This window comes from Cyclobacterium sp. (assembly GCF_014762705.1).
In the GTDB taxonomy this organism is placed as follows: Bacteria; Bacteroidota; Bacteroidia; order Cytophagales; family Cyclobacteriaceae; genus Cyclobacterium.
The window spans coordinates 34,895-54,613 of sequence record NZ_JABURL010000123.1 but is presented as its reverse complement, the minus strand read 5'-3'; the positions used below and the strand labels follow the sequence as shown (position 1 = coordinate 54,613).

Genomic DNA, 19,719 nt, shown 5'->3' with positions numbered 1-19,719 from the left:
TAGACAGCTTTCAGCCTTGCGCTGTTGTCTCTATGGAACGGGATGCACCAATCGACCTGAATTGAAAGAAAGTTCTTATATTAAGAAATCGAACGTGTTGAAGGGGACAAACAGCGAGATGATTATAATCACCTTCCTGCCGGAAGGTGCGAGATTCTCCCAAAGAACAGGAACCTTCGGTGCCAGTCCAGTTTCGACCTTAGAAAATCAAAATATAAACAGATGAAGTGTATCGTTTTAAATAGTAATCACCCCGAAGGGATTTCCCTGGTGGATTTAAAAGAACCAGTTCCGGGTCGGCAGGAAATTAAAATAAAAATAAAAGCTGCAGCCTTGAACCATAGAGATCAATGGTGCAGGCAAGGGAAATATCCCAATTTAAAGGACGGTATTATTTTGGGTTCGGATGGAAGCGGAACAGTTGTAGAAGCAGGAAAAGGGGTAGATCCGGATTGGATAGGAAAAGAAGTGTTAATAAACCCTGCCAATAATTGGGGGAATAATCCATCCGCCCAGGGAGCTGATTTCAGTATTCTGGGTATGCCCAATCATGGAACCCTGGCCGAATATATTTGTGTAAAAATGGACAGGGTTCACGAAAAACCCTCCCATTTGGATGATTTTCAGGCAGCGGCTTTACCATTGGCAGGACTAACAGCGTTCCGGGCCCTGGTCTACCAGGGACATTTGCATAAGGAAGACAAGGTATTGGTGACTGGTTTTGGAGGAGGGGTAGCCCAAATGGCCGTTCAGATTGCCCTGAGTTCCGGAGCAAAAGTCAGCGTGAGCAGTGGTGAGCACTGGAAACTTGAAAAAGCCCTCGAAATGGGCGTTGGAGCCGGATATAACTATAAAGCAGATTGGGTCAATGAAGCTAAAACTGCCGAAATGGGTTTTGACCTTATTATAGACAGTGCCATGGGAAACACATTGAATGATTTAATCGAAGTGGCCAGACCAGGAGGAAGGATTGTAGTCTATGGAGCCACTTTGGGAAATCCTGGTGAAATTGATGCCCGTAAAATATTCTGGAAACAGCTGAACATACAAGGCTCCACCATGGGGTCTGATTTAGATTTTAAAAAGATGCTGGAATGGGTAACGCTTCATAAAATCATTCCCCTTGTAGACGAAGTATTTTCTCTGAAAAATGCTGTGCCTGCCTTTGATAAAATGAAAAACAGCCAGCAGTTAGGAAAGTTGGTTTTGAAAATAGACTGATTTGTACCACTACAGTTTTGGAATTCAATAGGATCCCCGAAAGGGCACGCCGGTCTAATCTCCATCAACCTGAAAATTGAAATAAGCGTTTTGCAATTCCTTTTTGGCATGTGCATCGTTTTGGGTATTTGCCAGGGCAATGCCATCAAGGAATGTTTTTTCTGCTTTTTCAGGCTGATTAAGTTCCATAAACAGTAAGGCAGCATGATAATAGGTAGGAAGATAGCTTTTATGTTCTTCCAATAGTTTGTTAAAATAAAAAGAAGCCTTTTCTTTGTCTTGATTTTGGTATTCCAAAGCCAGGGCATAAATGTTAAAAGGATCATTAGGTTCTTTTTCAATGTATTGTAAAAGTTCCTTTATCCTGTCAGCATGTTTCATGGTAGGGGAATTGCATTTATTTTTAAGAATTGTGAACAAAGTTAATTAAAAATTACATGAATATATTGGTATGTATCACGCATGTGCCTGATACCACTTCAAAGATCAAATTCACAGCTGGAAATACACAGTTGGACAAAACCGGTGTTCAATTTATTATTGGGCCCTATGATGACTATGCGCTGGCAAGGGCGGTGGAACTTAAAGAAGAGACTGGCGGCAGCATTACTGTGCTCAATGTTGGCGAGGCGGAAACTGAACCTACCCTGAGGAAGGCGTTGGCCATTGGTGCAGATGAAGCCATACGTGTAAATGCATTTCCCAAGGATGCCTATTTTGTGGCGGAGCAAATTGCCCATCAGGCCAAAGAAAAGGATTACGACATGATCCTAATGGGAAGGGAATCGATTGATTTTAATGGAGGTATGGTACATGGCATGGTGGGTGAATTATTAGGTATCCCCTCCGTTTCCCCTGTAATGAAACTGGAATTAGAAGGTAAGACTGCCAGATTGGACCGGGAAATCGAAGGCGGGAAAGAATTTATTGAGGTAGCCTTGCCTTTCATAGCAGGATGCCAGGAACCCATAGCAGAATGGAAAATCCCGAATATGAGAGGGATCATGTCTGCCAGAACAAAGCCATTGAATGTGGTGGATGCTGTCTCAATGGAGCAAAGGACAGAGACCAGGATTTACGAACTTCCTGCGCCGAAGGGTGAGGTAAAGATTGTGGAAAATGTGGATCAGTTGGTGGAATTGCTGAAAAATGACGCCAAAATACTTTAAATAGCCAAAGAAAATGTCAATATTAGTATATATAGAACAAGATCAGGGAAAAATCAAGAACTCTTCTTTGGAAGCTGTTTCCTATGCATCCGCTCTGTCAGAAAGATCCGGAGGAAAAGTCAGTGTTTTGGGATTGGGTACGATTGCAGAAGAGGACTGGGAACTGTTGGGTCAGGCAGGGGCAGAGGCCATTTATCATGTGGCTGATGAGCGATTAAATTCCGGAGTCATTCAGGCTCATGCCCATATGATCGCTTTGGTTTATCAACAGGTTAACGCCAGTACTCTTGTCCTGGCAAAATCTGCTTTAGGTGATGCAGTAGCAGCAAGATTAGCTGTTAAATTGAATGCAGGTTTGGTTTCCAATGTAGTTGGTTTGCCTGAACTTTCGGATGGCTTTGTAGTAAAAAGAAGTATTTTCACGGGAAAAGCTTTTGTGGATACTGCCATTACAACAGAGAACAGGATATTGGCCATAAAAAAGAATACCCAGCCTATCAAAACGGATGGTACGGCTGTTACTGTTGAGAAGTTGACCTTAGAGTTGCCTGAGTCCGTTTTTGCCGCCAAAATAACCGGGAAGGAAAAGGCTAGCGGGGAGGTTTTGTTGCCCGAGGCAGATATCGTCGTATCAGGGGGGCGGGGCTTGAATGGTCCGGAAAACTGGGGGATGATAGAGGATTTGGCTGATTCCCTTCATGCAGCCAGGGGATGCTCCAAACCTGTTTCGGATTTGGGGTGGAGGCCCCACCATGAACATGTGGGTCAAACCGGAGTGAAGGTGGCTCCTTCTTTGTATATAGCTATAGCGATTTCAGGGGCGATTCAGCACCTGGCTGGAGTGAACGCCTCCAGACATATTGTGGTTATAAACAAGGATCCAGAGGCTCCTTTTTTTAAGGCAGCGGATTATGGTATAGTAGGGGACGCTTTTGAAATAGTCCCAAAGCTGACAGAAGCGATTAAAGCATTAAAACAATAAACTGTGGATAATACAATTGAGTTAGAAATCCTGGGCTTGTCTTCGAATAGCGCACAATCGGGTTCTTTTACCCTGATATTGGGTGAATCTGAAGGAAAAAGAAAGCTTCCTATCGTAATTGGTATGTTTGAAGCTCAGGCTATTGCCATAGAAATTGAGAAAATCATTCCCAATCGGCCTATGACACATGATTTATTTAAATCTTTTGCTTCGAATTTTCAATTTTCTGTGGATCATATTTTGATCTCAGACATGAGAGAGGGAGTGTTTTATGCCAAAATTATGTGCCACAGTTCTTTCAAAAAAGTAGAGATTGACGCAAGGCCATCCGACGCCATTGCGATAGCAGTAAGGTTTGATGCACCCATATTTTGTGCCAGTTCGGTAATGACGGAGGCAGCGATAGAGTTTACCGAGGAAGATGAAAAAAGAGAGCAGGAAGCATCGGCAAGTGGCGGAACTGGTAAGGGGGCTAAAGAAAAGAGCAAATCTCAGGAAGCCTCCTTGAAGGATTTCAGCCTGGATAAATTAAACCAGATGCTTGAAAAGGCCATCAGCAATGAGGATTATGAAAAGGCTGCCCGGTTGAGAGACGAGATCAATAGAAGAAATTAAAGCCAGCACGGACATGTTTTTCTTCCCTTTACACAAACCATTATTTTAATTTGAAAGGCTTACCATGGCAAATCCGGTATCAGTTCGGCAAGTGATGTTTGTGAAATGAAAGGACTGGTATGGATTATTTAAGAGGTGTATTTGGGATTTTGGTCCTGGTAGTTTTTGCTGCCCTATTTTCTTTAAATAGAAAAAAAATAGATTGGCGATTAGTGGGCATAGGTATAAGCCTACAGGTGATTTTTGGTATTTTGATTACAAAGGTTGATTTTGTTGCCGGGCTTTTTTCCAAAGTTAGTGCGGGTTTTGTAACTTTTTTAAGTTTTTCGGAAGAAGGGGCTGAGTTTTTATTTGGAGATCTGGCTACCAGTTCTTTTGGATTTATTTTTGCATTTCAGGTTTTGCCTACCATTATCTTTTTTTCTACTGTTTCTGCAGGGCTTTATTATTTAGGTATTCTTCAAAAGGTCGTTTTCGGTATTGCCTGGGTAATGGCAAGGACAATGCGGCTATCCGGTGCAGAGAGCTTGTCGGCTGCTGGAAATATATTTTTGGGTCAAACGGAGGCACCTCTATTGGTCAGGCCATTTATTCCTACCATGACCAGGTCTGAGCTGATGTGTTTGATGACGGGCGGAATGGCTACCATTGCCGGGGGGGTATTGGCTGGCTATGTTGCTTTTTTGGGGGGAGATGACCCTGTTGAAAAAACCCGGTTCGCCACTTACCTGCTTGGGGCAAGTATTATGAATGCCCCTGCTGCAATTGTAATCTCTAAAATAATCATCCCTGAAGAAAACAAGGATATCATCAATGATAATTTACAAATCAGTGATCAGATTCCTGATGTAAACCTCATAGACGCCATGTCAAGAGGAGCTGCTGAGGGATTGAAACTGGCCCTTAACGTTGGGGCCATGTTGTTGGCTTTCATTGCCGTGATCGCAGCCCTAAACTATTTACTTTCCGAAATTGTAGGCGATTTCTCGGGACTCAATGCATTGGTGGCATCAGGAACCGATGGAACATTTTCCGGTTTGTCGCTTGAATACCTTTTGGGGCAGGTTTTCAGGGTTTTTGCCTGGGTTATAGGTGTAGAATGGAAGGATACCCTGGAGGTAGGGTCTTTACTTGGGCAAAAAACCGTAATCAATGAATTTGTGGCTTATTTGGGACTGGCAGAAATGAAGGCTGCAGGTTCGCTGTCTCAAAAATCCATTGTGATAGCTACATATGCGCTTTGCGGTTTTTCAAATTTCAGTTCCATTGCCATTCAGGTAGGTGGGATTGGAAGTATAGCACCCGGACAACAGGGTAACCTTTCCAGGTTGGGTATGCGTGCTTTACTGGCCGCTACCATTGCCTGTCTGATGACTGCCACTGTTGCCGGGGCACTATTTTAGCTTTTGCCGGACCTATCCTTAATCATGGATAATGATTTTTGTGATTTTATCCCCTTGTTTTAGCTGGTCCAGGGTCTCTATTCCTTCAGTCACTTTTCCAAAGCAGGTATGGTTTCTGTCCAGATGTTGTGTGTTGTCCCGATTATGGCAAATGAAAAATTGGGAGCCTCCTGTATTCCTTCCTGCATGTGCCATGGAAAGCACCCCCCTGTCATGGTATTGTAGCTCCCCATCCAACTCACAGTCGATGTGGTAGCCTGGTCCACCTGTACCGTTTCCCTTGGGGCAGCCTCCCTGTACCATAAAATTAGGGATAACCCTATGGAAAGTTAGCCCATCATAAAACCCTTTTTGGGCAAGTTGGATAAAATTTTCTACAGTTTTGGGGGCATCTTCATCATAAAAATTAATTTTCATGGTACCCTTTTCGGTATGAATTTCACCTGTTTTCATATAACGATCATTTGTTTTTTTGCAATAATACTGAAATAATGGTAGTATCATGTTATAATTGTACTCAATCCATTACCCATTTTATAAAATACCACCACTTACACTGCATTTGATTTGAAAAAAGAAGACAAGTTTTTAGGAAAACACAATGCCCCGGAAGACATTCTGGAATACGAAGGCCCCCAATTATTTGGTCACCCCAAAGGCCTGATGACCCTTTTCTTTACAGAAATGTGGGAACGATTTAGCTATTATGGCATGCGGGCCCTGCTCATTTTGTTCATGACAGCACCTATTGCCACCGGAGGCCTGGGTTTTGATGATCAGACCTCTGGGGCCATTTACGGTTTGTATTCTATGGGGGTTTATCTGCTGGCTCTTCCGGGAGGCTGGATAGCAGACCGCCTTATCGGTCTCAAAAAATCCGTCTGGATCGGTGGAATCATCATCACCATAGGGCATTTTACCATGGCTTTGCCGGGTCTATTTCATTGGCTATCTGGAAAAGAAGGCACTTCCAATCAGCTTTCGGGCATAGACTTGCCTTCCTTCTTTTTGGGCCTTGTACTGATCGTTTTGGGTACAGGTTTGCTCAAACCGAATATCAGTTCAATTGTTGGGCAGTTGTATCCGGAAAACAGTTCAAAGAGAGATGCTGGATTTTCCATTTTCTACATGGGGATCAATTTGGGGGCATTTTTGGCTCCCATAGCCTGTAGTACCCTCGCTGTATACAACTGGCATCTTGGATTTGGACTTGCCGGATTCGGAATGTTGATGGGGCTGGTGCAGTACAAGCTCACAGGAGGATATTTAAAAGGAATAGGAGAAGCTGTTTTGCCACAGGATCCTGGGGAAAAGGCAGCACAAAAGCGTGCTTTTAAAGGGATGTGGCTCATATTGGGCCTGACTTTTGTTTTGATAGTACTGTTCTTTTTACAAATCATCCGACTGGATCCCGTGGCTATTGCAGAAGTTTCGAATACCGTAATCGCTATAGTGGCACTGTTGTATTTTGGTTATGTATTACTGTTTGGGGGATTGGACGCGGAGCAAAAAAAGAAGGTTTTGGTGATCATGATACTTTTTGTTTTTTCCGCGATATTTTGGTCCGGATTTGAGCAGGCCGGATCATCTCTGAATTTATTTGCAGAAAGGTTTACAGATAGGATGATGTTGGGCTGGGAAATTCCTGCGGGATATTTTCAGTCTGTAAACAGTATATTTATCATTATTTTCGCTCCTTTTTTTGGAGCCATGTGGGTGGGGCTGGCCAGGAAAAAAATGGAGCCTAGTTCCCCATTGAAATTTTCGTTTGGGCTTATCTTATTGGGGATAGGATTTTTGGTCATGTATTTTGCAGCCAAAATTGCCGCTTCAGGTGATCTGGCAGCTCCTACCTGGCTGGTGATTACTTACTTGTTTCATACCTTTGGTGAGCTAAGTCTTAGCCCGGTGGGATTGAGTTTGACCACCAAACTGGCGCCGAAGAAGTTTGCCGGCCAAATGATGGGCATGTGGTTTCTTTCCATCGCTATGGGTAACCTTGTTGCAGGGAGAATTGCCGGAAGCGCCAGTGGAGGTACCAGCGAAGCATTGGCTGAAATGCCCCAACAGTACCTTTTAATCGTCTACACTGTAGTAGGCGCAGGATTGGTGCTAATGGTTTTATCCGGCCCCATAAGAAAATTAATGGGCAAGGTCCGATGAAAAAAAATATCGTAACGGCAGAAAAACTAAAAGTAAAAAAAAAGCCGGTCAGTGTGACCGGCTTTTTTTTAATGATCTTTCTCTTCTTTTTTAAACACAGTGCTTCTAAAATCAATGGCAGACAAGCCTGCTCCCAAGCCAACCAGGATGGCCACAATCAACCAAAAAACCTGGGCTCCGGACGCTATCGGAGAACTGAATATTTCTAATAACATATACAAAATGGTTTTGATATCAAAATTGAACGCAATTTAGGAAGCAAAAAACGGATTACAAAGGATTTATCCAAACCAATACCGGTAAAGCCTCAATTTTATGAATCCACTAAATGAGTTTAATCCACAAGAGTATTATTCAAACTCATCGTCTTCTGAAAAGTCTTCCTCCAGTTCATCGAAATCATCTTCATCAAAATCCATGAAAACATCATCCTCCAGTCCATTGTCTTCTTCTTCATCGAAAACCAAATCGTTGAATTCCTCATCGAATTCATCATCAGGATCTTCTTCAAAATCGTTGTCAAAGTCTTCATTCATAAGCCCCAGGTTTTTTATCTACGTTAATTTTGGCTAATTAATGAAATTTTCGGAATTAACTCAAGGCCTCTGAATAATTTATTTTCCGGCCTACAGAAAGGACCTGTACGGGCTGAGCAGCAGCCCATTGTGTTTCCAGAATCTGAGTCCAGGTTTCCAGATAAAGAATTACATCCCCAATGTGATTTTTAACCATTTTATCCCTCCGCTCTTTTGGGATATGGGACAATATTTCAGGGTCTGACAACTTTTCCAGGTGAATCAGATCATCTCTTTCCAGCCCTGAATCCAACAGTTTTGAAATCATAAGGTCCATGGGCATGCCACTACTCGGACAATAGTCTACCAGCTGTTCGCTCCAATCTCCGGAACGCTGCATGGCCAGCCTATGAATTTCAGCCTTACTTATCTGAATGATTTCCTGTGCCAGGTTTCCACAATTACAGGCACCCATGTGCCCCCATTGGTAAGTTGCACCTTTCTTTAATTTTTCTACTGTTTTACGCAGTTTAAATATCAGGTTGGGATTCGCTTTTGCCATGGTTTTATTTTTTATGTATAAACCAATTTCAGCAAAAGTAGTTTCTGCTTAGCCTAAAAAAATTATTTTTTTCAGTGGGAATCCTGTCCGGATTTGCCAAAAATCAAATTGATATATTGCTTAATAAGTGGTTTGGAGAGGTATTTCTTTACTTTATCATATTGATTGGCCTTCATGATATCCCGTTCATCAACGGAACTGCTTAAAATATAAATCTCAGGATCTGCTTTGACAGGATTGAAAACTTCCAAAAAATCCCAGCCAGTCATTTCTGGCATATTCAGGTCAAGAAATAAATAATGGGGGTTGATGTGATAAATGTCTTTTAAGGCATCCATAGCATTGTCAAAAGAGAAAACCCTACAAGGCTCCATGATATTCCGTTGTATCAATTTTTCTGTAACAAAAATACTGATAGGATCATCGTCAATTAAAACTATTTTAACCATTGAAATACATAAACTTGTTTTTGAAAAGCAAATAAATTGATACAAAAGTAGAATTTTATTTTCAATAAATAAATTATGGTGAAGATTATTTTTTTTAAGCCAATTTTTTCACTAATCGAAAACGTTAAAAACACTAGATTTGTGAGTTAATGCCCGGGAAAATTTTCAAACATAGCCTTATCTGAAGGAAACCGGTTCATCTTTAAATAACAGAATTTTACATTATGGCCAAACCAGATTTTGATGATATTTTTATGGAATTGGCAGTCAGCCTTGCCCAACGGTCTCATTGTATCAAAAAACATGTTGGTGCTGTCCTGTCCAAAGAAACCCGTATTATTTCCATAGGTTATAATGGGCCTCCTTCAGGAACCCATAATTGTGACGAAGAATTTCCAGACGTGGGATGTAGCAGAGATAGTAAAGGAAGCTGTTCACTGGCATTGCACGCTGAACAAAACGCTATCCTGTATGCCGTTAAAAACAAGGCCTCTGTCGAAGGATCCACCCTTTATGTGACCCTGGCTCCTTGTCTCCCTTGTGCGCGAATCATCTATTCCATGGGTATTCAAAAGGTGGTTTATTTGTATTCCTATGCCAGCTACAAAGGAATCGGAATTGATGAAGGATTGGTGTTTCTCGAGAAGTTTGGAGTGAGGGTGGAACACTATCAAAAGACGCTTCAAATAAAGGATGATTTGATTTGATATGCCCTTTTAATAGGTTTTAATTCATAATTTCCTTGTCCTCAAACGGGTATTGGCAGGTCTTTTAAAGGATTCTTTGAAGGTACTATCCATAGGAGGATTTGATAACTGCCAGATAAGCGATTCTGCGTTATATCCAAAACCATCAAATACAAGAAGGCTCATCCCCGGACAATCAAATCAGTTTCGCGTACCATTCCTTTGGGCTTGAACTCGGGTTTCAAAGCTGGATCAAATTTTCCGAGCTGACGGTATTAACTTCCCTTTCAAGCTGTATGCCAAATTTGGCCACAATATCAGCCTGGATTTTCCCGCTCAATTCGAGTATGTCCGTTCCGGTACCTCCGCCGTAATTTACCAGAACAAGGGGTTGTTTTTCATGCACGCCTACAGCTCCCCACCGTTTTCCCTTCCAGCCGGCAGTGTCTATCAGCCATGCTGCCGGGATTTTCACCATGTTGTCTTCAATGGGATAGCCCGGAATTTCCGGGTATTGGTTCTTAAGCTGATTGAAGTCAACCTGGGGTATGGTTGGATTTTTGAAGAAACTTCCGGCATTCCCCAATTCTTTTGGATCAGGAAGTTTTTGTTGCCGGATTTTCACTACTGCTTCACTGATATTGGCAGGGCTTGGATAAGCATTTCCCATTTCCTTCAGGGTGAGTCGGATGTCTCCATAATTTATATTGGGTTCGTGGTTTTTGCTAAGCCTGAAGGCAACATGAGTGATGATATACTTCCCCTTTAATTTATTTTTGAAGATACTTTCCCTATAGCCAAACCTGCAATCCTGCCCGGTAAACACCCTGGATTGTCCGGATGCAATTTCCATGGCTTCCAGATGATCAAATACCGATTTGATTTCCACCCCGTAGGCACCAATATTTTGCATGGGAGCAGCTCCCACCGTACCGGGAATTAGGGAAAGGTTTTCCAAACCACTTAATCCCATTTCTATGGAATACTTCACCAAATCGTGCCATACCACACCTGCGCCTACTTTCAGTATCACCTGCTCACCATCTTCCCGGATGCTGTCAATTCCCTGAATGTTGATTTTCAGTACCACCGCATCCAGGTCCTCGAGCAATAAAATATTACTTCCTCCTCCAAGAACGAATAGGGGCTTGTTTAATTGACGGGACTGGTTAAAAGCGTAAAGTACGTCCTCCTTGCTTTCAGCTTCATATAAAAATCGGGCTTTTTTGTTTATTCCAAAAGTATTATAGGCACTTAAAGAAATATTTTCTTGTATCTTCATCATATAAAATATACCACGAATTAAAGGTTATTTGACCAAATAGAAAAAAAATCCAGCAATTTAGCCCTAAAAAGTAGCGGTTAAACATTATGGAAAAATAATTATAGTCTGCTTTTTTATGAAAGAAATGGTGATAAATGGTATCAGGGTAAGGCCCGGCCAAACCCTGAACATAGAGATAGCCATTGCAAGGCTTCCTACCCATACCCTTATCGATTTGCCGGTTTTTATCCGGAGTTCCAGTAATCCTGGCCCTACCGTTTTGATCAGTGGGGGAGTCCATGGAGATGAAATTAATGGTATTGTCACGGTAAAGAGAATGCTGGAAGAAAATATCTATGAGCCCAAAAAGGGTACCCTTATTTTTATTCCACTTGTAAATGTGTATGGGTTTTTAAGTAATTCCAGAACATTTCCCGATGGAAGAGATCTCAACAGGAGTTTTCCCGGAAGCAGTAAAGGGTCTCTGGCCTCTCAGATTGCCTATATCATGACACACGAGATCATCCCTCAAATAGATTTCGGTATAGACTTCCACACCGGGGGAAGGATGCTTTCCAATTATCCCCAGGTAAGGGTGGATTTCAGGGATAAGACTGGGTTAAAATTGGCAGAGATCTTTGGGGCTAATTTCACCGTAAATTCTCCCCATATCGACAAGTCCTTCCGTAAGGAAGCTTATAAAAACAAGAAACATATTTTGGTTTTCGAAGGGGGAGAATCCATGCGTTTGGATGAACAGGTGATTCAGGAGGGTATCATGGGTACCGGAAGACTCTTGAAACATCTGGACATGATAGCAGGCGATTTTCCACCGGTAAGAACATTGAAGATTCAGGAAAGTGGCTGGGTCAGGGCGAAAATTTCCGGAATTTTCAATGCTTCGGTATCATTGGGAGATGAAGTAAAGAGAGGTCAGGTATTGGCAAAAATATCTGACCCTTACGGACAGGTAAAAGTTCCTGTAAAGAGCTCTTCTTCGGGACATGTCATTGGCATCAATAATCAACCTGTAGTCAATGCCGGTGATGCCCTTGTCCATATAGGAAGGACAAGTTCCAATAAATTGGCCGAACACTATTGAAATCTAAGGGCCAATCCAAGGTTCAGGTAGGAAATACCGTAGCCTATTTCAGCAAAGCCAGCAGCCATAGGAGAGAAATAATAGCGCCCCCCAAGATACAAAGTCAGCCCTGTACTGTTGCCAAAATTTCCAGCCCCCTGACGATTACCCTGGGAATCAGTGTAAGAATAATTAAGTAAATTAGCAGCCAGCATCAAGCCCCCGTAAACATCCAGGTCCTCGTTGTCCAGCCCTTGATAATGATAGGCACTTCTGATGCCGATAATGGTGTATTTCCAGCTGGCTGAAGTGTTGAAGCCGGAGGTTTCTGTTTTCCAACCAAAGCTTTTGTACCCCACATAAGCCCCGAGGCTGACAACCCCATCTGCGCCCGCATCCCATACCCCTTGCTCATATTGAACACTTATGGCCGGGGTTTGGGAATTGTGGGAAAAACTTCCAAGGGAACTCCCGATTCCTATTCCGGCGCTGACTACTTTTGTGCCTTTATCAAAAGCCTGACCCTGAGCACCTGAATAAAACAGGAAAAGAAAACAAATGCTACATAATGTCAATAAACTATATGTATTCTGGTGTAAATAACTTGTAATTTTCATAGCCAAATTTTTTATATCGTTTTGGCTTCAATGTACCTCCCTTAGTTAATATCCAAAAGTCAGATTGATTAAGTGCTGGCATTCATTTATTTTTTGCCTGTCTTAATTTAGTAAATGATACAATAAAGAAGTATTTTGTAGTCGGATTAAGTTGAATCATGAGGTTAATTGTTGTTTGGATATGGGTAATAACTCCTTGCCTGACGGCCTTCGGTCAGCGAAATGAATTGGACAGTCTCCGGCAAATTGTACAGCGGACCGGTATTCCTGACACTACTAAAATCATGCTATGGAATGAAATGGCTTATGCTTTTTATAGCATTAAGCCTGATTCCGGAATCTACTATGCCCAAATGGCAAGGAATCTGGCAGAAAAACTGAAGCATCAACATTATCAGGCAGTTTCCTGGAACAACCTGGGCTCAAATTATTGGGCCAAAGGAGAGGATTCTTTGGCCTTAAAAGCCTACATGGAGGCCATGAAAATACACACCTCCTTGAAAAATGAATTGGGTGTGGCAAAAGCCCTGAGTAACATGGCCCTGATCCAATACAATCAGTCCGATTTTCTGGAGGCCATTCGAAGTCATGAGGAGGCGATTTCCCGTTTCCAAACCATGAGCCATGCACCGGGGATTTATTATAACTTATCCAATTTGGGTGTGGTATACCTTTCTTTGGCAGATTACCCGAAAGCATTGGCGGCTTTTTTTGAAGCTTTGAAATTGATGCCGGAAGAGGAGGAATTGTTACAGGCAAATCTTGCCACCAATATCGGTTTGGTCTATAAGAATACAGGAGAACTTGATACGGCCTTTAATTATCAGCAACGCGCCTATGAATGGTTTGAAAAAGCAGGAAACCAACAGGGCATGGCCAATGCTTTGGGTAATATGGGCGTTATTCTGGATCTAAACAAAGTGCATGAAGAGGCATTGATTCATTTTAATCATTCCCTTGCCATAAACAAAGAAATTGGCAATCTCAGAAGAATAGGAAGTGACCTGACCAATATGGGAAGGGTGCATTTAAATTTGAAGCAGTATGATTCAGCCTATTATTTCCATCTGCAGGCTATCAAGGCTTATGAACAAACCAACGATCTGGAAAACGGGGCGATGAATTACCACTTATTGGGTAAGCTGATCGCTGCTATGCCACCTGATTTATTGCCATTTGAGTCCATTACCCCCGAAAACAAAATCAGCAAATCACTGGAATGGCAGGAAAAGGGAAGGGTTATGGCTTTGCGTTCTGGAGCAAAATCTTTGCTCCAGGATGTGTATTTAGGTTTGAGCAATACCCATGCCTTAAAGGATGATTTTGAAAATGCCCTTTTCTGGCATAAAAAGCACCTGGAATTCAGGGATAGTATTTTTAATGATGAAAAACAAAAAGAATTGCTCCGCCAACAAGCCAGATTTGAATTCGATAAAAAGGAAATGCTTTTAAAGGCCTCCCATGAAAAGGCCCTGGCCATGGGCAAAACAGCGGTGGAAGAACAAGCTTATAAAAAGCAATTGATAGCAGGGGTCTTTGTGTTTTTTGTATTTTTCTTTCTGGTGGTCGCCGTTTTATACAAGAAAAAAAGAGATGCAAGAGAAAGGGAGCAGGAGGCAGCATTGAAACAAAAAATTGCAGAAACAGAAATGAAATGGCTCAAAGCTCAGCTCAATCCTCATTTTATTTTTAATTCCCTCAATGCGATCAGCGATTTTATTTTAAAGCATGACCCGATTACCGCTGACTATTACCTGGGTAAATTTGCAAAATTGATGCGCATGATCCTGGAAAAAAGTGGAGAACAAACCATTTCATTAAAGGAGGATTTGCAAATGTTGGAAATATACATGCAACTGGAGGCTTTTCGATTTAACGGTAAATTTTCCTACGTAATTGATCTTGAATCCGGAATTGATTCCGATAAAATCCAGGTGCCTCCCTTATTGCTCCAACCTTATGTAGAAAACAGCATTTGGCATGGTTTTTCAAAAAAGAACGAAATTCCGGGTGAAATAAGGGTAGTCATCAGGAAATCAGGTAATGGGATTACCTTAATCGTAGAGGACAATGGCAAAGGCCTTGATGGACCGGAGCCGCTTAAGAAAATCAAAAATGGGCACTCGATGGGGATGCGCCTTACTGAAGACAGGATATCGGTTTGGAACCAATCCAGAAAGGCAAAAGCCAGGGTTCAGCATGGGGCTATGGATACAGGATATCGGGTAGAATTGGAATTGCCGGAATTATGCTGAATGCGATAATCATAGACGACGAAGACCACTGCAGAAGCAGGTTGGAAAATTTGCTGGCGGTATATGCAAATGAAAAAGTAAAGGTTTTGGGATCATTTTCAGATACAGAATCTTTGGATGTCTTTTTGGAAAGCAATGTCCCGGATGTTGTTTTTCTGGATATTGAATTGGATGAGGAGCTTGTGTTTAATTGGTTAAATGGGAAAAAAGACCCGCCCTTTGCATTGGTATTCACAACAGCACATGAAAGGTATGCGATAGAAGCGATCAAAGCCAATGCCCTTGACTACCTGCTAAAACCCATTGATCCCGATGAATTGCTGCTAACATTAGAAAAAATTAAGTCAAAATCTGACCGGAAACCCGAAGCTTTGGTCAGAGCTGCAGAGGTTTTGCCTGCTTTCTACATGGCCAAAAAAAAGATTCCGATTCCTACACAAGAGGGACTTGTTTTTGTGGAGTTGGACGAAATAAGCCACTTGCAAGCCGACGTAAACTACACGGTCATACATTTTCAAAACAAACAAAAAATCACTGTGGCTAAAACCCTCAAAGAATTCGAGTCCATGTTACAGGTATTGGGATTTTTCAGGGTTCACAACAGCCATCTGGTTAATCTTTCCAAGGTAAAACAATTTAAAAAAGGGAAAGGTGGAACCCTGATTTTGGAAAATGGATCCGAAATAGACGTATCAACCAGAAAAAAAGAAGCGTTGCTAGCAGCTTTGCGGGCCATGTAGATCTACCTTCAGGGGCTTTTTTCCATCACCACTCCTTCAGATAAACGGATGGTGGTTTTGGTCTCGCAATCTCCGGTTTCGGAATAAACCAATTCATGGATGACATTGCCTCCGCCAGTTCTCAAAATGGTCCAGGTTTCAGATCCCGAAGTAGGTCTGAAAATAGAGCTGGACAGGCATTCAGATCCTGTTGTTTTGGATAGGTTAATCATGATTTCATTTCCACTCCAATTTCTACCTGTCATGTCGCCACTGCTGCTGATTTCTGTCAAGACACCCGATTGAAACTGGGCTTGATGCTCAAGCCGTGGTCTGATACGGGTGCTGGAGCCAAAGTTGTTAACCAATAACAGCGAATCAGTTTCCTCAATCAATAGTTTACTATCTGTACGTTTTCTGGCGATATAGAAAACCCTCGCGCCCTGTACCTTTGTGTTTTCTTTGTGGTAGTTTTGGAAATTCAGTTGAAGGGTGTCGTTGCTGCCCGGAGAAGGGAGGCTGTACTGAAGCTGGATGGAGCCCTCAAACTCTGAGTTGCCTGCATCTTCACAAGCGGCTTGATCATAATTAAGGGTAAGGCTTAGTGAATCGGTGGAAAATAATACCGAAGGACAGCCAGGCAGGCTATCGGTAAAAGCCTTCTTTTTGAATGCTTCCAAATCATAAAAAGCAAGGTGCAGGTGTTCGTCCATGGATTTAGAAACCCAATAGGCTTCTTCCCCCTCATAGGACTGATCAATCTGCAATTCCCTGTTATTGTCCAGGTTACAGGAAAGCAAAAAAAGGAAAAGAATGTATCTGAAAATAGATTTCATGAGAAACGTGACATTTTTCGGGTGTTTCCTAATCAGTTAATCGGCCAAAGATAAATAAACTTTAACCCAATCATTTGATTGATCATAAAATTACGTATTTTAAAAATAAGTTTGCCTAAATACCGCAAGCTTATGAAATCAGGGATGTCGCAAGGCACGAAGAGCCGGATGCCCCGATAGGGTTCGGGGCAAAATGCGAGAATCTCCCCGAAAGACAAGCATCCCGACCTACGGTGCGGGACAAGTTATGGCTATATAAAACAATTATAAACACATGAAATCGACACGATTAAAATCATCATTAAACACACCGGGCAAAGATTATTTTAATCGTCAAAGATTCCCTGTCTGTCTACAGGCAGGCATGCGGCCTATTAAAAACAAATTATAAACAGATGAAATATAATCAAGGGATGTTGGTGGCCGATGCGCTAAAGGATCAGGTAGTCCTGGTAACCGGTGGGGGCACGGGATTGGGAAAATCCATGGCCAGGTATTTTCTGACCCTCGGGGCGAGGCTGGTCATCAGTAGCCGGAAAATGGAAGTTCTGGAAAAGACAGCGGATAAATTGAGGGAACAAACCGGAGGGGACCTGTTGCCTTTGGCTTGTGACGTGAGGGATTATGATCAGGTGGAAGAAATGTATGGGAAAGCCAGGCAGCATTACGGTAAAGTTGATGTGGTGGTCAACAATGCTGCCGCTAATTTCATTTCTCCGACGGAGAGGCTTTCTGCTAATGCCTTTCATACCATCCTGGATATTGTTCTAAAAGGATCAGCAAATCTTACCCTGGTGGCAGGAAGAGAATGGATCAGGGAAAAGGAAGCAGGGACCTTCCTGAATATTGTGACCACCTATGCCTTTACCGGTTCTGCTTTTGTGGTGCCCAGTGCAGCGGCAAAAGCCGGTGTTTTGGCCATGACCCGCTCTTTGGCCGTAGAGTGGGCTCCTTATGGTATTCGGAGCAATGCCATTGCTCCCGGCCCCTTTCCAACCGAAGGAGCCTGGCAGCGACTATTGCCCGGGGAACTTGCAGATAAATTTAATCCTGCAAGAAGAGTTCCGCTGGAAAGGGTAGGGGAACATCAGGAATTGGCCAACCTGGCTGCTTATTTGATCTCTCCATATTCGGCTTTTATCAATGGCGAAATCATTACCATCGATGGTGGTGAATGGCTTCAGGGTGCAGGCCAGTTCAATGGCTTGAGTTCCATCAAAAATGAATGGTGGGATGCCATGGAAGAGAAAAGGAAGGGAAAGAAATGATGTGATAACGCTCAACGCTTGTCTTCCTTGAATACCGGCGCTTTTTTGAAAGGCAAAGTAAGGCTATGATCCCAATTGGGAAGCACCTTTTTGATGTTTCTTTCTTCCAGAGCGGTGGTCTCTATAAAGTACCAATTTTCCCGGTTTTCCGTACCAACGGCGATTAGGTTACTGCTGCTGGTGAGCGTGCCTCCCGGTACCTTGGTGACAAGTGTAATGGGCACAATGGCGTGAATTTCATCTTTGACACTGACCGATTGGATCTGGTCTCCAAACTCCACAGAGGTCAAATGCTGTCCTTTTTTGTGTTTGGTTTCCTGGATCTGCTTCAATATGTTTTTCATGGCATCTCTGCCCCCGGCTTTTTCAATCAGCGCGGGATAAGTAAAATCAAGCAGAATCTCATGGTCCCCATGAAGCTGCGCATAGGCATAAATCTGGCCAGCCGTTTTGATTTCTTCCACGACCTGTGCCTGGCCCTGAAATGCGCGAAAAAATACCAATAAAAAGAGTGAAAAACCTAAATATCTAACCATATCCCTATCTAATTTATCACCTAAAATAAGGGCTGTGGCAGGATTTTCAAGGTTAATTTGAATAAAATTTCACTGTTCTATACCAGATGCATTAAACCAGTGAAGTTCTCCATTTTCTATTCCATAAGCTACCTGGATCGGATTGCAACAAATTTCACAATCTTCAATATATTCCTGCTCCGTCACACTGGGGTCCAGAAGCATGGAAATTTCAGCCAGGCAATAAGGACACTGAAAATAATGTTCAATTTCCATGGGACTTTATTTAATGGTTTTACTTACTCTACTCTCACAGGGAAAATAAAGTTGCCCTTTTCAGCAAATTTTCCCCAATTAGGATTTTCGGGAGATGTGAAATTTATGGTGCTTTTATGGCTTGTTTTTTTAAATCGGGAAGTATAGTATGCAGAAAAAAGTTCTGCTTTAGCGGTCAAAGACCAGAGCCAGAAAGCGAAATTTCCGATGTTTTGCTATCCAAAACCTGCCCGTTTTCACATTTAAGGATGCGGTAGGGGTATTTTTTAAGCAATTCGTAGTTGTGGGTTGCCATCAGGATGGCTGTCCCTTTTTTATTGATTTCCTGGAAGAGTTTGAATATGCCGTCTGAAACATCCGGATCAAGATTACCGGTAGGCTCATCTGCCAACAGAATGGAAGGCTCATTGAGCAGGGCCCTGGCAATGACCACACGCTGTTGTTCCCCACCGGAAAGTTGGTGAGGCATTTTGGTGGCGGCACCGCCCAGCCCCACGCCCATCAACACCTCGATCATCCGGTTTTTCATTTTGATTTTGTCTTTCCAGCCAGTTGCTCGTAACACAAAATACAGGTTTTCCGCAACACTGCGGTCGGGGAACAATTGAAAATCCTGAAAAACAATGCCCAGCTTGCGGCGCAAAAAGGGTATTTCCTTCTTTTTGATATTGGCTATGGAATATCCTACCACCTGGGCCTCACCCATAATCAATGGCAAGTCAGCATACAAAGTTTTGAGCAGGGAACTCTTTCCGCTTCCGGTACGGCCAATTAAAAATACGAACTCGTCTTTTTCAATATTGAAATTTACATTTTTCAGGATGGTATTGATCCCTTGAAAAATACAGGCATTGGTTACTTTGACCACAGGCTCATTAGAGAAAATCATATCAGAGGCTGAGTTTTTTTAGTTTACCGAAAGGCAATTCTTTGATCAATTGTTCCAAAGCAGCTTCTTTGCCTTCCAGACCAAACTTCTCTATGTTCTTTAATGGACGATCCGCTCTGAAATAAGCTACCAAAACAAAATTTTCATCCCTGATCTGGATGTAATCCGGTATTTTGGCCTTTCCTTTCACTTTGATGATGTACATGACCAAGCGTTTTTTGAGAGGTTTGCTTT

24 protein-coding genes are annotated in these 19,719 nt (G+C 42.5%); 11 read left to right on the top strand and 13 right to left on the bottom strand.

Features of this window, described 5'->3' with window-relative positions; translation table 11 throughout:
* The first annotated feature begins 222 nt into the window (after positions 1-222).
* Positions 223-1,221: a zinc-binding dehydrogenase gene (locus HUJ21_RS24495; protein ID WP_291373653.1), complete on the top strand. Its 999-nt coding sequence runs from the start codon at positions 223-225 to the stop codon at positions 1,219-1,221.
* 54 nt (positions 1,222-1,275) lie between these two features.
* Here the strand turns inward: HUJ21_RS24495 and HUJ21_RS24490 are convergent, their stop codons facing one another.
* Complete coding sequence (locus HUJ21_RS24490) at positions 1,276-1,602, bottom strand: tetratricopeptide repeat protein (RefSeq protein ID WP_291373651.1); 327 nt, start codon at positions 1,600-1,602, stop codon at positions 1,276-1,278.
* Positions 1,603-1,658: 56 nt separating this feature from the next.
* Here HUJ21_RS24490 and HUJ21_RS24485 point away from each other — a divergent pair, with 56 nt between their 5' ends.
* The 4 genes from HUJ21_RS24485 to HUJ21_RS24470 all read left to right on the top strand — a co-directional run bounded on the left by HUJ21_RS24485 (position 1,659) and on the right by HUJ21_RS24470 (position 5,390).
* Positions 1,659-2,390: an electron transfer flavoprotein subunit beta/FixA family protein gene (locus tag HUJ21_RS24485; protein WP_291373649.1), complete on the top strand. Its 732-nt coding sequence runs from the start codon at positions 1,659-1,661 to the stop codon at positions 2,388-2,390.
* A 13-nt stretch (positions 2,391-2,403) separates the two neighbouring features.
* Positions 2,404-3,372 carry an electron transfer flavoprotein subunit alpha/FixB family protein gene (locus HUJ21_RS24480; protein ID WP_291373647.1) on the top strand — a complete coding sequence of 323 codons (969 nt, stop codon included), beginning with the start codon at positions 2,404-2,406 and terminating at the stop codon, positions 3,370-3,372.
* A gap of 3 nt (positions 3,373-3,375) precedes the next feature.
* Positions 3,376-3,987: a bifunctional nuclease family protein gene (locus HUJ21_RS24475; protein WP_291373645.1), complete on the top strand. Its 612-nt coding sequence runs from the start codon at positions 3,376-3,378 to the stop codon at positions 3,985-3,987.
* Positions 3,988-4,106: 119 nt separating this feature from the next.
* Positions 4,107-5,390 carry a nucleoside transporter C-terminal domain-containing protein gene (locus HUJ21_RS24470; protein ID WP_291373644.1) on the top strand — a complete coding sequence of 428 codons (1,284 nt, stop codon included), beginning with the start codon at positions 4,107-4,109 and terminating at the stop codon, positions 5,388-5,390.
* An 18-nt stretch (positions 5,391-5,408) separates the two neighbouring features.
* Here HUJ21_RS24470 and HUJ21_RS24465 read toward each other — a convergent pair whose 3' ends face one another.
* A complete protein-coding gene (locus tag HUJ21_RS24465; protein ID WP_166151351.1) occupies positions 5,409-5,843 on the bottom strand; it encodes a peptidylprolyl isomerase in 435 nt (144 codons plus the stop codon).
* A gap of 114 nt (positions 5,844-5,957) precedes the next feature.
* Here HUJ21_RS24465 and HUJ21_RS24460 point away from each other — a divergent pair, with 114 nt between their 5' ends.
* A complete protein-coding gene (locus HUJ21_RS24460; RefSeq protein WP_291373641.1) occupies positions 5,958-7,553 on the top strand; it encodes a peptide MFS transporter in 1,596 nt (531 codons plus the stop codon).
* 68 nt (positions 7,554-7,621) lie between these two features.
* Here HUJ21_RS24460 and HUJ21_RS24455 read toward each other — a convergent pair whose 3' ends face one another.
* From HUJ21_RS24455 to HUJ21_RS24440, 4 genes are all read right to left on the bottom strand, one after another.
* On the bottom strand, positions 7,622-7,768 hold the full coding sequence (locus HUJ21_RS24455) for a hypothetical protein (RefSeq protein ID WP_291373639.1): 147 nt from the start codon (positions 7,766-7,768) through the stop codon (positions 7,622-7,624).
* Positions 7,769-7,903: 135 nt separating this feature from the next.
* A complete protein-coding gene (locus HUJ21_RS24450; RefSeq protein ID WP_291373638.1) occupies positions 7,904-8,089 on the bottom strand; it encodes a hypothetical protein in 186 nt (61 codons plus the stop codon).
* 55 nt (positions 8,090-8,144) lie between these two features.
* Positions 8,145-8,630: a hypothetical protein gene (locus HUJ21_RS24445; protein WP_291373637.1), complete on the bottom strand. Its 486-nt coding sequence runs from the start codon at positions 8,628-8,630 to the stop codon at positions 8,145-8,147.
* A gap of 71 nt (positions 8,631-8,701) precedes the next feature.
* Positions 8,702-9,079 carry a response regulator gene (locus HUJ21_RS24440; protein ID WP_291373635.1) on the bottom strand — a complete coding sequence of 126 codons (378 nt, stop codon included), beginning with the start codon at positions 9,077-9,079 and terminating at the stop codon, positions 8,702-8,704.
* A gap of 224 nt (positions 9,080-9,303) precedes the next feature.
* Here HUJ21_RS24440 and HUJ21_RS24435 point away from each other — a divergent pair, with 224 nt between their 5' ends.
* Entirely contained in the window at positions 9,304-9,786 is a 483-nt protein-coding gene (locus HUJ21_RS24435) for a dCMP deaminase family protein (protein ID WP_291373634.1), read from the top strand.
* A gap of 220 nt (positions 9,787-10,006) precedes the next feature.
* Here the strand turns inward: HUJ21_RS24435 and murB are convergent, their stop codons facing one another.
* Positions 10,007-11,050, bottom strand: coding sequence for a UDP-N-acetylmuramate dehydrogenase (murB, locus tag HUJ21_RS24430; protein ID WP_366483840.1), 1,044 nt, complete (start codon positions 11,048-11,050; stop codon positions 10,007-10,009).
* Between the two features lie 115 nt (positions 11,051-11,165).
* Here murB and HUJ21_RS24425 point away from each other — a divergent pair, with 115 nt between their 5' ends.
* The gene (locus HUJ21_RS24425) at positions 11,166-12,131 is read left to right on the top strand and encodes a succinylglutamate desuccinylase/aspartoacylase family protein (protein ID WP_291373632.1); all 966 of its coding nucleotides are present in this window, start codon (positions 11,166-11,168) and stop codon (positions 12,129-12,131) included.
* Here the strand turns inward: HUJ21_RS24425 and HUJ21_RS24420 are convergent.
* A complete protein-coding gene (locus HUJ21_RS24420; protein ID WP_291373630.1) occupies positions 12,125-12,727 on the bottom strand; it encodes a hypothetical protein in 603 nt (200 codons plus the stop codon). The genes HUJ21_RS24425 and HUJ21_RS24420 overlap by 7 nt on opposite strands.
* Before the next feature lie 158 nt (positions 12,728-12,885).
* On the opposite strand from HUJ21_RS24420, the gene HUJ21_RS24415 reads away from it, so the two are divergent.
* Positions 12,886-14,982, top strand: a complete 2,097-nt coding sequence (locus tag HUJ21_RS24415) for a tetratricopeptide repeat protein (RefSeq protein WP_291373628.1) — start codon at positions 12,886-12,888, stop codon at positions 14,980-14,982.
* The gene (locus tag HUJ21_RS24410) at positions 14,976-15,722 is read left to right on the top strand and encodes a LytTR family DNA-binding domain-containing protein (RefSeq protein ID WP_291373627.1); all 747 of its coding nucleotides are present in this window, start codon (positions 14,976-14,978) and stop codon (positions 15,720-15,722) included. Before HUJ21_RS24415 ends, HUJ21_RS24410 begins: the two co-directional genes overlap by 7 nt.
* Before the next feature lie 8 nt (positions 15,723-15,730).
* Here the strand turns inward: HUJ21_RS24410 and HUJ21_RS24405 are convergent, their stop codons facing one another.
* Positions 15,731-16,537 (bottom strand): hypothetical protein, encoded by an 807-nt coding sequence (locus tag HUJ21_RS24405; RefSeq protein ID WP_291373625.1) that lies wholly within the window; start codon positions 16,535-16,537, stop codon positions 15,731-15,733.
* 395 nt (positions 16,538-16,932) lie between these two features.
* Here HUJ21_RS24405 and HUJ21_RS24400 point away from each other — a divergent pair, with 395 nt between their 5' ends.
* Positions 16,933-17,805, top strand: coding sequence for an SDR family oxidoreductase (locus HUJ21_RS24400; RefSeq protein ID WP_291373623.1), 873 nt, complete (start codon positions 16,933-16,935; stop codon positions 17,803-17,805).
* Positions 17,806-17,816: 11 nt separating this feature from the next.
* Here HUJ21_RS24400 and HUJ21_RS24395 read toward each other — a convergent pair whose 3' ends face one another.
* From HUJ21_RS24395 to HUJ21_RS24380, 4 genes are all read right to left on the bottom strand, one after another.
* On the bottom strand, positions 17,817-18,341 hold the full coding sequence (locus tag HUJ21_RS24395; RefSeq protein ID WP_291373621.1) for a hypothetical protein: 525 nt from the start codon (positions 18,339-18,341) through the stop codon (positions 17,817-17,819).
* A gap of 69 nt (positions 18,342-18,410) precedes the next feature.
* The gene (locus HUJ21_RS24390; RefSeq protein ID WP_166151326.1) at positions 18,411-18,596 is read right to left on the bottom strand and encodes a CPXCG motif-containing cysteine-rich protein; all 186 of its coding nucleotides are present in this window, start codon (positions 18,594-18,596) and stop codon (positions 18,411-18,413) included.
* A gap of 175 nt (positions 18,597-18,771) precedes the next feature.
* Positions 18,772-19,485, bottom strand: a complete 714-nt coding sequence (locus tag HUJ21_RS24385) for an ATP-binding cassette domain-containing protein (RefSeq protein WP_166151324.1) — start codon at positions 19,483-19,485, stop codon at positions 18,772-18,774.
* A 1-nt stretch (position 19,486) separates the two neighbouring features.
* Positions 19,487-19,690 carry a fructose-6-phosphate aldolase gene (locus tag HUJ21_RS24380; protein ID WP_166151322.1) on the bottom strand — a complete coding sequence of 68 codons (204 nt, stop codon included), beginning with the start codon at positions 19,688-19,690 and terminating at the stop codon, positions 19,487-19,489.
* Between the last annotated feature and the right edge of the window lie 29 nt (positions 19,691-19,719).

Excerpts from the sequence above, each read along its gene's own strand:
- HUJ21_RS24495 (WP_291373653.1), top strand. The coding sequence starts at position 223 with ATGAAGTGTATCGTTTTAAATAGTAATCACCCCGAAGGGATTTCCCTG.
- HUJ21_RS24490 (WP_291373651.1), bottom strand. The coding sequence starts at position 1,602 with ATGAAACATGCTGACAGGATAAAGGAACTTTTACAATACATTGAAAAA.
- HUJ21_RS24485 (WP_291373649.1), top strand. The coding sequence starts at position 1,659 with ATGAATATATTGGTATGTATCACGCATGTGCCTGATACCACTTCAAAG.
- HUJ21_RS24480 (WP_291373647.1), top strand. The coding sequence starts at position 2,404 with ATGTCAATATTAGTATATATAGAACAAGATCAGGGAAAAATCAAGAAC.
- HUJ21_RS24470 (WP_291373644.1), top strand. The coding sequence starts at position 4,107 with ATGGATTATTTAAGAGGTGTATTTGGGATTTTGGTCCTGGTAGTTTTT.
- HUJ21_RS24465 (WP_166151351.1), bottom strand. The coding sequence starts at position 5,843 with ATGAAAACAGGTGAAATTCATACCGAAAAGGGTACCATGAAAATTAAT.
- HUJ21_RS24455 (WP_291373639.1), bottom strand. The coding sequence starts at position 7,768 with ATGTTATTAGAAATATTCAGTTCTCCGATAGCGTCCGGAGCCCAGGTT.
- HUJ21_RS24450 (WP_291373638.1), bottom strand. The coding sequence starts at position 8,089 with ATGAATGAAGACTTTGACAACGATTTTGAAGAAGATCCTGATGATGAA.
- HUJ21_RS24445 (WP_291373637.1), bottom strand. The coding sequence starts at position 8,630 with ATGGCAAAAGCGAATCCCAACCTGATATTTAAACTGCGTAAAACAGTA.
- HUJ21_RS24440 (WP_291373635.1), bottom strand. The coding sequence starts at position 9,079 with ATGGTTAAAATAGTTTTAATTGACGATGATCCTATCAGTATTTTTGTT.
- HUJ21_RS24435 (WP_291373634.1), top strand. The coding sequence starts at position 9,304 with ATGGCCAAACCAGATTTTGATGATATTTTTATGGAATTGGCAGTCAGC.
- murB (WP_366483840.1), bottom strand. The coding sequence starts at position 11,050 with ATGATGAAGATACAAGAAAATATTTCTTTAAGTGCCTATAATACTTTT.
- HUJ21_RS24425 (WP_291373632.1), top strand. The coding sequence starts at position 11,166 with ATGAAAGAAATGGTGATAAATGGTATCAGGGTAAGGCCCGGCCAAACC.
- HUJ21_RS24420 (WP_291373630.1), bottom strand. The coding sequence starts at position 12,727 with ATGAAAATTACAAGTTATTTACACCAGAATACATATAGTTTATTGACA.
- HUJ21_RS24415 (WP_291373628.1), top strand. The coding sequence starts at position 12,886 with ATGAGGTTAATTGTTGTTTGGATATGGGTAATAACTCCTTGCCTGACG.
- HUJ21_RS24410 (WP_291373627.1), top strand. The coding sequence starts at position 14,976 with ATGCTGAATGCGATAATCATAGACGACGAAGACCACTGCAGAAGCAGG.
- HUJ21_RS24405 (WP_291373625.1), bottom strand. The coding sequence starts at position 16,537 with ATGAAATCTATTTTCAGATACATTCTTTTCCTTTTTTTGCTTTCCTGT.
- HUJ21_RS24400 (WP_291373623.1), top strand. The coding sequence starts at position 16,933 with ATGAAATATAATCAAGGGATGTTGGTGGCCGATGCGCTAAAGGATCAG.
- HUJ21_RS24395 (WP_291373621.1), bottom strand. The coding sequence starts at position 18,341 with ATGGTTAGATATTTAGGTTTTTCACTCTTTTTATTGGTATTTTTTCGC.
- HUJ21_RS24390 (WP_166151326.1), bottom strand. The coding sequence starts at position 18,596 with ATGGAAATTGAACATTATTTTCAGTGTCCTTATTGCCTGGCTGAAATT.
- HUJ21_RS24385 (WP_166151324.1), bottom strand. The coding sequence starts at position 19,485 with ATGATTTTCTCTAATGAGCCTGTGGTCAAAGTAACCAATGCCTGTATT.
- HUJ21_RS24380 (WP_166151322.1), bottom strand. The coding sequence starts at position 19,690 with ATGTACATCATCAAAGTGAAAGGAAAGGCCAAAATACCGGATTACATC.